General features: G+C 64.6%; 10 protein-coding genes. 3 read left to right on the forward strand and 7 right to left on the reverse strand.

Features of this window, described 5'->3' with window-relative positions:
- Positions 1-39: 39 nt before the first annotated feature.
- Positions 40-939 (reverse strand): ferritin-like domain-containing protein, encoded by a 900-nt coding sequence (locus B0G75_RS28830; RefSeq protein WP_374956926.1) that lies wholly within the window; start codon positions 937-939, stop codon positions 40-42.
- Positions 940-1671: 732 nt separating this feature from the next.
- Between B0G75_RS28830 and B0G75_RS28840 the strand changes: the two genes are divergently transcribed.
- The 3 genes from B0G75_RS28840 to B0G75_RS28850 all read left to right on the forward strand — a co-directional run bounded on the left by B0G75_RS28840 (position 1672) and on the right by B0G75_RS28850 (position 3798).
- Positions 1672-2196 carry a gamma carbonic anhydrase family protein gene (locus tag B0G75_RS28840; RefSeq protein WP_106313442.1) on the forward strand — a complete coding sequence of 175 codons (525 nt, stop codon included), beginning with the start codon at positions 1672-1674 and terminating at the stop codon, positions 2194-2196.
- A 64-nt stretch (positions 2197-2260) separates the two neighbouring features.
- Entirely contained in the window at positions 2261-3211 is a 951-nt protein-coding gene (gene hslO, locus B0G75_RS28845) for an Hsp33 family molecular chaperone HslO (protein WP_106313443.1), read from the forward strand.
- A gap of 197 nt (positions 3212-3408) precedes the next feature.
- Positions 3409-3798, forward strand: coding sequence for a hypothetical protein (locus B0G75_RS28850; RefSeq protein WP_106313444.1), 390 nt, complete (start codon positions 3409-3411; stop codon positions 3796-3798).
- 114 nt (positions 3799-3912) lie between these two features.
- Here B0G75_RS28850 and ftsB read toward each other — a convergent pair whose 3' ends face one another.
- The 6 genes from ftsB to B0G75_RS28880 form a co-directional block, all read right to left on the reverse strand.
- A complete protein-coding gene (gene ftsB / locus B0G75_RS28855) occupies positions 3913-4350 on the reverse strand; it encodes a cell division protein FtsB (RefSeq protein WP_106313445.1) in 438 nt (145 codons plus the stop codon).
- A gap of 107 nt (positions 4351-4457) precedes the next feature.
- Positions 4458-5741: a phosphopyruvate hydratase gene (gene eno, locus B0G75_RS28860; protein ID WP_106313446.1), complete on the reverse strand. Its 1284-nt coding sequence runs from the start codon at positions 5739-5741 to the stop codon at positions 4458-4460.
- Between the two features lie 216 nt (positions 5742-5957).
- Entirely contained in the window at positions 5958-6812 is an 855-nt protein-coding gene (kdsA, locus tag B0G75_RS28865; protein WP_106313447.1) for a 3-deoxy-8-phosphooctulonate synthase, read from the reverse strand.
- A complete protein-coding gene (locus tag B0G75_RS28870; RefSeq protein ID WP_106313448.1) occupies positions 6809-8482 on the reverse strand; it encodes a CTP synthase in 1674 nt (557 codons plus the stop codon). The genes kdsA and B0G75_RS28870 overlap by 4 nt, the downstream gene beginning before the upstream one ends.
- Before the next feature lie 244 nt (positions 8483-8726).
- Positions 8727-9530 carry an alpha/beta fold hydrolase gene (locus B0G75_RS28875; RefSeq protein ID WP_106313449.1) on the reverse strand — a complete coding sequence of 268 codons (804 nt, stop codon included), beginning with the start codon at positions 9528-9530 and terminating at the stop codon, positions 8727-8729.
- Between the two features lie 117 nt (positions 9531-9647).
- On the reverse strand, positions 9648-12428 hold the full coding sequence (locus tag B0G75_RS28880; RefSeq protein ID WP_106313450.1) for a DNA internalization-related competence protein ComEC/Rec2: 2781 nt from the start codon (positions 12426-12428) through the stop codon (positions 9648-9650).
- Positions 12429-12466 lie beyond the last annotated feature (38 nt).

Consider the following 12466-nt stretch of genomic DNA (forward strand, 5'->3'; position numbering starts at 1 on the left):
TAGCCCGCCGATGCGCGGGACCGGATGGCGAAGGTAGTCTCAGTCGCCGGCGGACGGCGGCGCCGCTTCTTGCGCGTCCAGGCCCGCCACGGCGGCCAGCGCGGCCAGTTCGGCTTCGTCGAAACCGGCGTCGCGGCGCGCCTCGAAATTGAACGGACCGCGTAATTTCGGTGCGTGATACTGGTCGGCGAGGCGCGTGTATGTCTCGTGAGGGTCGAGGCCGCCGGCATCGCACAGATGTCGGAACCAGCGGTTGCCGATCAGCACGTGGCCGATTTCGTCGCGCAGGATCACGTCGAGAATCGCCGCCGACGCTTGATCGCCCGCCTGCAGCAGACGCGCGCGGATTGGCGGCGAGGCGTCCAAGCCGCGGGCTTCGAGCGTGCGCGGCACCAGCGCCATGCGCGCCAGCACGTCGCCGCGCGTACGTTCGCACATGTCCCACAGGCCGTCGTGGGCGGGAAAATCGCCGTAGACGTGGCCATACTCCGCGAGGCGCGCGGTCAGCAGGGAGAAGTGGTAGGCCTCTTCGGCGGCGACCTTGAGCCAGTCGGTGTAGAAGGCGGCGGGCATGCCGGCGAAGCGCCAGACTGCGTCGAGCGCGAGGTTGATGGCGTTGAATTCGATGTGCGCGAGTGCGTGCAGCAGAACCGCGCGACCTTGTGGCGCTTGCATGCTGCGTCGCTTCAAACCGCGCGGATCGACCAGGTCGGGTCGCGCGGGACGGCCCGGCAGGCCGGACGGTTCGGCGAGTTCGGCGTGAGCGGCGCATGCCATGCTGCCGTCGAGCACTGCGGCGTAGAGCGCGCGGGCCGACGCGGCCTTGGCGGCCGGATCGGCTTCGCGCAATGCGGCGAGCGCTGCGGTGCGCGCGCAAAGGGCTTGGCGCGCGGCATCAGCGGTCGGTGAATCAGGCGAAACGGACGGTGCGGCGGACATCATGGCAAACGGATCGACGAGGAAACAGCAAAGAAAACCAAAAACGGCATGGCCAGCGGAAACAACAAAATTCTTGGCAGTCGACGCGTCAGCATGCGGAGGTCCAGGCAAGTCCACGGCGCAATTGCGCGAACGGTAGCCGGAGCAGCGAACCTGCCGTCGAGGCACAGCCGCGCCCACGCTGCGTGAGCGGCGGCTTGGGCGGTGAAGCGGCCATCCCGCCAAGCCCACGCAGCAATTGCGCGAACGCGCAGCCTGAACAGCGAACCGGCCATCGACGCACGGCCGCGCAGCCATTGCGTGTACGGCAACCTCAGCGGCGAAACGGCTGTCCAGACACGGCCGCGGTGCCATTGCGTGAACGGCAGCCTGAGCAGCGAAACGGCTATCCAGACACGGCCACGCAGCCATTGCGTGAACGGCAGCCTGAGCAGCGAACTGGCCGTCCAGGCACGGCCGCGCGGCCATTGCGTGAACGTCAACTCGAACAGCAGGGCGGCCAGGCAATCAGGACACGCTCCACGCCGCATCAATACGGACCCCAACCCGAGCCCGAAGCGAGCGCCCTGCGGCCGGACCAAGCGACCGAACCACACAACCGTTTACAATACCCGATTCGACCATCCAACGCGCCCAAGGCGCCGGCGAGGCGGGACAGCCCGGCAAGGCAACACGTTCCGGCCAGTTCGGCGCCTGCCCTGCGCACGTAGCGAGCGATCAAGAGGAGACACCGTGACCATTTACAAGCTTGGCGAAGCCGCCCCGACCATCCATGAAAGCGTCTTTGTCGCGGATTCGGCGAGCATCATCGGCAACGTGACGCTCGGCGAGAACGCCAGCGTCTGGTTCGGCGCGACGATTCGCGGCGACAACGAGCCGATCACCATCGGCGCCGGCAGCAACGTGCAGGAAAATTCCGTGCTGCACACCGACCCCGGTTTTCCGCTCACGATCGAGCCAAACGTGACAGTCGGCCATCAGGTCATGCTGCACGGCTGCACGATCAAGGAAGGTTCGCTGATCGGAATTCAGGCCGTGGTCTTGAATGGAGCGGTAATCGGCCGCAACTGTCTGGTCGGAGCGGGCGCCGTCGTCACCGAAGGCAAGGTCTTTCCCGACAATTCGCTGATTCTCGGCGCGCCCGCCAAGGTGGTGCGCGAACTGACCGAGACGGATATCGCCAACATGCAGCGCGGCGCGGCGACCTATGCCGAGCGCCGCGAATATTACAAGGCGCAGCTCGTGCGCATCGGCTAACCAGCCGGAGCGCGCGGCGCGCACGGCGCGGCATCATGCTGCGTCATTTGACCGAGGAAAAGTTGTGAGCGACCAGTTGCAAAAATTCATGTTCAGCGCCGCGCCGGTGCGCGGCGAGATCGTTTCCCTGCGCAACACCTGGCAGGAAGTGCTGACGCGCCGCGACTATCCGGCGCCGGTGCGCACGGTTCTGGGCGAAATGATGGCGGCGTGCGCGCTGCTGTCGGCGAATCTCAAGTTCGACGGCACGCTCATCATGCAGATTTTCGGCGACGGCCCGGTCAAGATGCTGGTGGTGCAATGCGGCTCCGATCTGTCGATGCGCGCAACCGCCAAGCTGTCCGGCGAAGCGGCCAACGTAATCGGCGAGACCACCAGCATGGTCGACCTGCTGAACGCGAGCGGCCACGGCCGCTGCGTGATCACGCTCGACCCGGCCAGCAAGCAGCCCGGTCAGCAGCCGTATCAAAGTATCGTGCCGTTGTCGGGCGTGGACGGCCCGCTCAACTCGATGGCCGAAGTGCTCGAGCATTACATGCATCACTCGGAGCAGCTCGACACGCGCCTGTGGCTCGCCGCGAACACCGAGCGCGCGGTCGGCATGCTGCTGCAAAAACTGCCGGGCGACGGCGGCATCGTGCCGCATCCGGGCGATCTGGACGCGGACACGTGGGAGCGCGTCTGCACGCTGGGCGGCACGATGTCGCAAGACGAGTTGCTGAAGGAAGAACCGGAAACGATCTTCCGGCGCCTCTTCTGGCAGGAAAACGTCCAGCATTTCGAACCGGCGACGGCGCGCTTCGAGTGCACGTGTTCGCGCGAAAAAGTCGGCGGCATGCTGAAGATGCTGGGCCGCGAGGAAGTCGACGGCGTGCTCGAAGAGCGCGGCCATGTCGAGATTCATTGCGAGTTCTGCAATCAGCGTTACGAATTCGATCCGGTCGACGTGGCGCAACTTTTCGTCGCCGAGGCGCTCTCACAAGGTGTGACGCCCGCGGCTGAACAGCGGCACTGAGCGAGTCGCCGTTCAGCGCGCATTTCACGTGCGCGGAACGGAGGCTCATCACGCCCGTATCACGGCAGTAAAAATACCGCGCCGCCCGCTGCCTTTTCAGGGCTCGGGCGGCGCAGTATCTTTGATCATTGCGTTGAATCATTGGCGGTGCGCGCGGCGCATGATTTGCTTAGGCATCCGGCCGATGGAGATCGAACATGAACCACCCTACTTCGATGATCCCGCTGCTGCGCCCTGCGCGCACGGTCGCTGTGCTGGCTGTTTTGATCGGGAGTGGCGCGCTGGCGGGTTGCATGATGGATCCGCCGGGCCCGTCGCCGATTTATAGCCGGCTGCCCGCCGACCAGTCGGGCATGGCCGCCACCGCCCAACCGCTGACGCCCGAAGAACGCCAGCGCTATGACGCGATCGACCGCCAGGTGATGGCCGAGCAGAATCAGGCGATTGCGGCCGATAACGCGGCGCAGGCGTGGTCGCGTTACTACACGCCGCCTGTCACCGTCTACGGCAGCTATTACGGCGGTGGTTGGGGACACGGCTGGGGTACGGGCGTCGGCGTCGGCTACGGGTCGTATTGGGGCTGGTGAGCGGCGGCAATCGCGACTCCGCGCGCCGCGGGCGAGGTCAAAGAAAAAGGCACGGTTCTCACCGTGCCTTTTTTGCATCCGTCGACCTGAACCGTTGTCGTGCTACGGCGACGCTCAGTGCGCAGGCTTCTTGTCTTTCGCAGCAGCCGCCTTACCACCGTGCTTGCGATCCGGCTTCGCGCGCGACTCCGGATTCGGTACCACATGCAGCGGCGCCGCCGACATCTCGCCTCGCGTGGAGGTCGTGACCGAAGGCGTGTTCGCGGACGGCAACGGCGCGTTCGGCGAAACAAACTGCACGAACACTTCGCCGTCCTTCACCATGCCCATTTCATAACGCGCGCGTTCTTCGACAGCGGCCGTGCCGTTCTGCAAATCCTGCACTTCGCCTTGAATGCGCTCGTTACGCAGTTTCGAATCGGCGTTCTTTTGCACCTGCTGCGCCAGTTGCTGCTGCAACTCGTGCACGCGCAACCAACCGCCGTGCCCCCACCAGAGCGGGTACTGGATCAGCGCCAGTAGAACGATCAGGACAGCAGTGACAAGCCGCATGAAGTAAGCACAATAAATACACGCCGCCCTGCGCTATACGCAGGGCGGCGGGGTCAATCAGAAACGAAGGATAACCGGCTCATCGGTCAGCGCCAGCGAACCAGTCATTAGCGCAGATTGTAGAACGCCGACTTGCCCGGGTAGGTGGCGATATCACCGAGGTCTTCTTCGATGCGCAGCAACTGGTTGTACTTCGAGATGCGGTCCGAACGCGACAGCGAACCCGTCTTGATCTGACCGGCGTTCAGGCCGACCGCGATATCCGCGATCGTCGAATCTTCGGTTTCGCCCGAACGGTGCGAGATCACTGCGGTGTAGCCGGCGCGCTTGGCCATTTCGATCGCCGCGAAGGTTTCAGTGAGCGTACCGATCTGGTTGATCTTGATCAGGATCGAGTTGGCGATGCCCTTCTCGATGCCTTCCTTCAGGATGCGCGTGTTGGTGACGAACAGGTCGTCGCCCACCAGTTGCACCTTCTTGCCGAGCTTGTCGGTCAGAATCTTCCAGCCCGCCCAGTCGCTTTCGTGCATGCCGTCTTCGATCGACACGATCGGGAACTTGTCGGCCAGGTTCGCGAGATAGTCCGCGAATTCCGTCGACGACAGTTGCAGGCCTTCGCCGGCCAGTTGGTACTTGCCGTCGTGGTAGAACTCGCTCGCTGCGCAGTCGAGCGCAAGCAGCACGTCTTCACCGGCGCGGTAGCCGGCTTTCTCGATGGCTTGCAGGATGGTCGACAGGCATTCGTCGTTGCTGCCGAAGTTGGGCGCGAAGCCGCCTTCGTCGCCGACTGCCGTGCTCATGCCGCGATCCGACAGGATCTTCTTCAGCGCGTGGAACACTTCGGCGCCGCAGCGCAGTGCTTCGCGGAAGGTCGGCTGGCTGACCGGCACGATCATGAATTCCTGGATGTCCAGGCTGTTGTTCGCGTGCGCGCCGCCGTTGACGATGTTCATCATCGGCACCGGCAGTTGCATCGCGCCCGAGCCGCCGAAGTAGCGGTACAGCGGCAGGCCGGCTTCTTCAGCGGCGGCCTTCGCGACGGCCATCGAGACAGCCAGCATCGCGTTCGCGCCGAGGCGCGACTTGTTGTCCGTGCCGTCGAGTTCCAGCAGGGTCTTGTCGAGGAAAGCCTGCTCGGAAGCGTCGAGGCCCATGATCGCTTCGGAGATTTCGGTGTTGATGTGCTCGACAGCCTTCAGCACGCCCTTGCCGCCGTAACGGCCGGTTTCGCCGTCGCGCAGTTCGATGGCTTCGCGCGAACCCGTCGACGCGCCCGACGGCACCGCGGCGCGGCCCATCGTGCCCGACTCGAGCAGCACGTCGCATTCGACGGTGGGGTTGCCTCGCGAATCGAGAATCTCTCGACCGATGATATCTACGATAGCACTCATGGTTTCCTCAAGAAATGACGTTGAATTCTTTACTGTGACACTGTATCTGGCGCCTGACGATCCGGAGTCAGCGCTTCATCGCTCACTTCGGTCCCGTGCAGAGCACCGGTCTCCCCGGCAAACTACCTGCGCGCAGATACGTTCGACGACCATTGCGTGCATTCGCCGCGTGCCACGATTGTGCATACCGCTCGTGACACGCCGTGAACGCCTGAATCAGTTGAAATTGCTTTCGAGGAACGGCGCGCGCTTGACCGCCTGATCGAGTGTAACCAACGTCTCGAGCAGGTCGGCCATGCGATGCAGCGGCACGGCGTTCGGACCGTCCGACCTGGCTTCAGCCGGATTCGGGTGAGTCTCCATGAAGAGCCCCGACACGCCCACCGCCACCGCGGCACGCGCCAGCACCGGCACGAATTCGCGCTGACCGCCCGAGCTCGTGCCCTGCCCGCCCGGCAACTGCACCGAGTGAGTGGCGTCAAAAACGACCGGCGCGTTGGTTTCGCGCATGATCGCGAGCGAACGCATGTCCGACACGAGGTTGTTATAACCGAACGACACACCGCGCTCGCACGCCATGAAGCGGTCTTCCGACAAACCTGCTTCACGGGCGGCATCGCGCGCTTTGTCGATCACGTTCTTCATGTCGCCCGGTGCGAGAAACTGGCCTTTCTTGATGTTGACCGGTTTGCCCGAACGCGCGCAAGCGTGAATGAAGTCCGTTTGACGGCACAGGAAAGCCGGCGTTTGCAATACGTCGACCACCGAGGCGACCTGCTCGATCTCGTGCTCGGCGTGAACGTCGGTCAGCACCGGCAGACCGAGCTGACGCTTCACTTCCGACAGAATCCGCAAACCTTCGTCCATGCCCAGACCGCGAAACGACTTGCCGCTGCTGCGGTTAGCCTTGTCGTATGACGATTTGTAGATGAACGGAATGTTCAGCTTCGCGCAGATTTCCTTGAGCCGGCCGGCTGTGTCGATCGTCATCTGTTCGGATTCGACGACACAGGTGCCTGCGATCAGGAAAAACGGCTTGTCGAGCCCGATTTCGAAATCGCCCAGTTTCATGCTTTCTCCCCGACTGCGACCGGCCTGGCCGCCTCGCGATGCGCGAGCGCCGCTTCGACGAACGACTTGAACAGCGGATGGCCGTCACGCGGCGTTGACGTGAATTCCGGGTGGAACTGCACGCCGACGAACCACGGGTGCATGCTGCGCGGCAATTCCATCATTTCCGGCAGATCTTCGCTCGGAGTACGGGCGCTGATGATAAGGCCGCCGGCTTCGAGTTGGGGCACGAAGCGGTTATTGACTTCATAACGGTGGCGATGGCGTTCGTTCACGTCCTTGCCATAAATCTCTTCGGCCATGGTGCCGGGCTTGATCGGGCAACGTTGCGAACCGAGGCGCATCGTGCCGCCCAGATCCGACTCTTCCGTGCGCTTCTCGACGCGGCCTTCGCGGTCGTACCACTCGGTGATCAACGCGACCACGCGGTTCGGCGTTTCCTGATCGAACTCGGTGCTGTTCGCGTCTTTCAGACCGACCACGTCGCGTGCGAATTCGATCACGGCGAGTTGCATGCCGAGGCAGATGCCGAGATACGGCACCTTCGCTTCGCGCGCATAGCGGATCGCGGCGATCTTGCCTTCGGTGCCGCGACGGCCGAAGCCGCCCGGCACGAGCACGGCGTCCAGATGCTTGAGGCTTTCGACGCCTTGCGTCTCGACCTCTTCCGAATCGATGTATTCGATGTTGACCTTGGTCGACGTATGCATCGACGCATGGCGCAGCGCTTCGATCAGCGACTTGTACGACTCGGTCAGATCGACATACTTGCCGACCATGCCGATCGTGACTTCGTGCTTCGGATGCTCCAGCTTCTCGACGAGGTCGGACCACATGGACAGATCCGCGGCCTTCGGCGTGAGCTTGAGTTCTTCGCAGATGATCGCGTCCAGACCTTGATCGTGCAGCATCTGCGGAATCTTGTAGATGCTGTCCGCGTCCCACACGGAAATCACGGCGTCTTCCGGCACGTTCGAGAACATGGAGATCTTGGCGCGCTCGTCGTCCGGAATGCGGCGGTCGGCGCGGCACAGCAGCACGTGTGGCGAAATACCGATTTCGCGCAGCTTCTGCACGCTGTGCTGGGTGGGCTTGGTTTTCAATTCGCCAGCCGTGGCGACCCAGGGCACCAGCGTGAGGTGCACGAAGCACGCGCTGTTGCGGCCCATGCGCAGGCTCATTTGACGGGCTGCCTCGAGGAACGGCAGCGATTCGATGTCGCCCACTGTGCCGCCCACTTCGACGATGGCGACGTCCGGCTCACCGCACGTCGCGGAAGCCGCGCCGCGTTCGATGAACGCCTGGATTTCATTCGTGATGTGCGGGATGACCTGCACCGTCTTGCCGAGATAATCGCCGCGGCGTTCCTTGCGGATCACCGATTCGTAAATCTGGCCCGTGGTGAAGTTATTGGCCTTGCGCATCTTCGTGCTGATGAAGCGCTCATAGTGGCCGAGGTCGAGGTCAGTCTCCGCTCCGTCTTCCGTCACGAACACTTCGCCGTGTTGAAACGGACTCATCGTGCCGGGGTCGACATTGATGTAGGGATCGAGCTTGAGGAGGGTGACTTTAAGACCGCGCGATTCGAGGATCGCGGCGAGGGAAGCGGCGGCAATACCCTTGCCGAGGGAAGATACTACGCCGCCGGTGACGAAAACATATTTGGTCATCGCTGGATGCTCGCGGGAAAAACGGATTATACCGTAAAGCAGGGCCCCAACCCCAGCAAAATCCTGGCGGCATCCACACGTGCGCACACCGCGGCCGCGGCCGTTGCCGCGCGCGGATCATGCACCGTTTGCTGCGACGCGTGCCGGCGCGACGCGCTACGGCCGGCGTCGCGGTGCATGGCCGATGCTGCCGCCGTCGCCGTCCGCGTTCAAGTCCGCGCGAACGTCGGCGCGTGCGTTCGCGTCAGCCGCGCTGCTCCAGTTCATGCAACATGCTTTGCACCGCGCGCGCGGTTTCGACGGGTTTTTCCATCGGAAAGAGATGACTGCCCTCGATCCATTCCACATGGCCGCCGGTCGCGCGGCGGGTGGCGTCGAGACCGGCCTGGCGGATTTCCTTCGAACGCGTGCCGGCGATGAAGCCCACCGGCACCGGCGCGCCCCGGGCGAGCCGCGAGCCGAGCGTGTGCGGCAAGGTCTTATAGATCTGATATTCGGTACGGCGGTCGAAGGCCAGCGACCGCGAGCCGTCGGGCGAAGTCTGCGGAATGCCGAAGTCGATGTAGTCGGACAGCATGCGCTCGTCCCAGCGCGCGAACGCCGGCTTCGAATAGAAATGGCGCCACGCTTCGTCGCGGCTTGCCCACCGGGTGCGACGCGTGCGTGTGGCGGCCGCGGGCGAGAGCCGCTCGTCGAGGCCGGTCCATTGCGACACGCGCAGCATGCTGCTGCGCCAGCCGGCGATCACCGGCGAATCGAGCATCACCACGCCGCGCACCCACTGCGGCTTCTTGAGCGCGGCCATCAGCGACAGATAGCCGCCGAGCGAATGTCCCACCAGCCACACCGGGCACTCGTACGTCTTGCGGATGTCGTCGAGCAACTGTTCGACCAGATGCGGCCAGTCCTGCGTCACCGGAAAGCGCGCGTCGTGGCCGATCCGCTCGATGGAGCGCAGTTCGTAGTCGTCGGCGAGTTCGGCGAAGATCGTGCGATAGGTCGATGCCGGAAAGCCGTTCGCGTGCGAGAAGTGAATGATGTTTTTCAACTGCGGCTGTCTCCGTTCTGTTCTTGCGTGCGGGTCGTGGCACGCACATGCGTGCAGTCAACACGCCCGGCGCGTGTTTCTTCTATCTGTGCGGCCGGCGATTCGCCGATTAACCGGTCAGCGATCCATCCAGTAGCGGCGCTGCGTGTCGCGATAGCGCTCGAGCGTGACGGTGGCGCTGCCGCTGCCATGATTTTTTTCGTCGCCCGGGCTCACCTCGACCCGCACCGCGCCGTCCGCATCGCTGCGCCCGAGCTCGATCCGCCGCGCCTTGTAGCGCTCGAACACACCCGCGTTCGGATGTTGAAAACGGTTGCGATAGCCTACCTGAAATAGCGCGATGAGCGGATCGATAGAGTCGAGGAACGGCTCGGTCGACGAAGTCTTGCTGCCGTGATGCGGCACGACCAGCACCTGCGCGCGCAACGCCCCGCGATCGCGCGCGAGCAGAACGCGTTCGACGGGCGCCTCGATGTCCGCCGTCAGCAAGGCCGTCATGCGCGGCGGTTCTGTTTGAGTACGGCTGATCGACGGGCTTGGGGCGGTGGGCAGAGTGCTGACCCGCAGCACGCAGCAATGCGCATTCGGCTTGCCTTGCAGCGGACCGGCGTCCGGCCAGAGCATCGCGAACTCCACGCCGTCCCACTGCCAGCGCTGGCCCGCCGCGCACGGCAGCGTGTCGGCGCCGCGTTGCCTCGCGTTCGACCACAGCGCATTCGACGGCGCCAACGCCGCCACCATTTGATGCACCTCGATCGCGTCCAGCACGGCGGGCGCGCCGCCCGAATGATCGGAGTCGGCGTGGCTCACGATCAACGTATCGAGCGCCGTCACGCCGCGCGCCTGCAAAAACGGCACAACCACCCGCTCGCCCGCGTGAGTCGACTCCGGCCCCGGTCCGGTATCGAACAGCAAAGTGTGATGCGCCGTTTCGACCAGCACCGAGGTGCCTTGACCGACGTCCAGCGCGGTCAAACGGAAACTGCCGTGCGGCGGTCCGGACGGCGCGGGTATCAGCAGCGGCAGCCAGGTCAGTGGCGCGGCCCAGCGCAGCGGCCAGCCGCGCGGCGCAAGACACCAGAGCACGCCGACTGCCGCCGCGGCCAGCGTCCATGCATCCGGTTGCGGCAGACGCCAAAGCGCCCAGGCGGGGCCGGATAGTGCTTGCAAGCCCACGGCCAGCAGGTCCAGCAAAGCGTGTGCGCCATGCCATGCGTAGGCGTCGAACGGCGCGGGCAACGCGACGCCGGCCAGTACCGCCGGTGTGACCAGCAGGCTTACCCACGGAATCGCGAAAGCATTGGCGAGCGGACCGATCAGCGGAATCTGCGCGAACCAGTAGACGGTCAACGGCGCGAGCGCGATCGTCACGGCGAACTGAACCTGCGCGGCGCTGCGCAACCTTGCGCCAGCATCGCGCAAGCGGCGGCGCAAAACGATAACCAGTCTCGACCAGCGGGTCGCCGCAGCGCCATCCTCCGCTGTTTCGTCGCGGCGCTGCTCGTGATCCTGCACATGCGGCCGCCCCGACATGGCGTACAGAATTGCCGCCACCGCGCAGAACGACAACCAGAATCCCGCCGACACGACCGCCCACGGATCGACCACCAGTACGAGCCCCAAGGCCCACGCGAGCACCACCGAGCGCGGCACGTTGCGCCCGCTGATAAACGCGAGCGCCACGACCCCTGCCATCCACAGCGCGCGCTGCGCGGGCACATTGAAGCCGGCCAACGCAGCATGCAGCGCGGCGAACAGTGCGCCGCCCGTCATCGCGACGACCTGTGCCGGCAGCCGCAACGGCCAGTTGCGGCCAATCCATCCGGAGCGCCGCCACACCGCGCCCGCCAGCCAACCCGCAAGGCCCGCGACGAAACCGATATGCAGCCCCGAAATCGCCACCAGATGACTCGTGCCCGTGCCGCGCATGAGCAGCCAGTCGGCGGCGCTGACTTCGTCCTGCGCGCCGATGGCGAGCGCCACGACGATCCCGCGATGCGGAGCGTCGGCGAGCACTGCATCGATCCGCTCGCGTAACGCGGCGCGCCAGCGGTCCACCGTCACGCCGACGCCGCGCGCCCTGCCAGGCAATCGCACAGCATGAACCGGCGCGCTCACATAACCGGTGGCGCGCACGTTGCGCGCGAGCAGAGTCGCTTCAGCATCGCGCACGCCGAAATTGGCATTGCCATGCGGACGCTTGAGGCGCACGGCCAGCCGCCAGCGCGACCCCGGCTCGAGTAAAGGCGGCGGCGCATCTTCGGCGATCCACGAGAGCTGGATCACGCGAGGGAAGACGTCGATTGGCGCTACGGCCGACTCGACGTCGAATAGAAAACGCGCGCCATTTTCATCGCTTGACGGCAAGCCTTTGATACTGCCGACGACCTCGATATCGCGCCCTTCCCACGCGTTCGGCAAGCTCACCGCAAGGCGCATGTCCGCGCGTATGGCTGCGTACCCGAAGCCCGCGCATATTGCCACGCACCACACGGCGCTCCAGCCCACGAAGGAACGCACGCGCCGGCTGAAACGGATGCGATGTACGAGCGAAGCGAGGGTCGTCGCACACGCATGCTGCCAATCCCTGGGCGCCACCGTTGATCTTGTCGAGGCCCCAACTCCCCGCACGGTTCCAGCCTCTGCGTCACGCTCTGCCATAGCCGCAGTTCCGCCTGCATTCGTAGCTCCGGCCTCAGCCGAAACGCTAGCTACGCGGGTCATCGCGTGATCCGCACCGGCCACCGCGCGGCTATCCTCGCCCAAACCCCATACCGCCGCCACGACCGCGGCGCAAGCAAGCATCACCAACCCGCACAACGCCATCCAATCCGGCAACACCGCCTGCCGTTGCAGCCCGATCACGCCCAACGCAAATCCACACCACCATGCCCGCATCCGTCCTCCACCAGCAATCGCCGAACGACGGAACACTC

This window comes from Paraburkholderia sp. BL18I3N2 (genome assembly GCF_003001875.1).
Lineage (GTDB): Bacteria > Pseudomonadota > Gammaproteobacteria > Burkholderiales > Burkholderiaceae > Paraburkholderia > Paraburkholderia phytofirmans.

Coding starts and splice junctions, on each gene's coding strand:
- B0G75_RS28830 (WP_374956926.1), bottom strand. CDS start 939: ATGTCCGCCGCACCGTCCGTTTCGCCTGATTCACCGACCGCTGATGCC.
- B0G75_RS28850 (WP_106313444.1), top strand. CDS start 3,409: ATGAACCACCCTACTTCGATGATCCCGCTGCTGCGCCCTGCGCGCACG.
- ftsB (WP_106313445.1), bottom strand. CDS start 4,350: ATGCGGCTTGTCACTGCTGTCCTGATCGTTCTACTGGCGCTGATCCAG.
- eno (WP_106313446.1), bottom strand. CDS start 5,741: ATGAGTGCTATCGTAGATATCATCGGTCGAGAGATTCTCGATTCGCGA.
- kdsA (WP_106313447.1), bottom strand. CDS start 6,812: ATGAAACTGGGCGATTTCGAAATCGGGCTCGACAAGCCGTTTTTCCTG.
- B0G75_RS28870 (WP_106313448.1), bottom strand. CDS start 8,482: ATGACCAAATATGTTTTCGTCACCGGCGGCGTAGTATCTTCCCTCGGC.
- B0G75_RS28880 (WP_106313450.1), bottom strand. CDS start 12,428: ATGCGGGCATGGTGGTGTGGATTTGCGTTGGGCGTGATCGGGCTGCAA.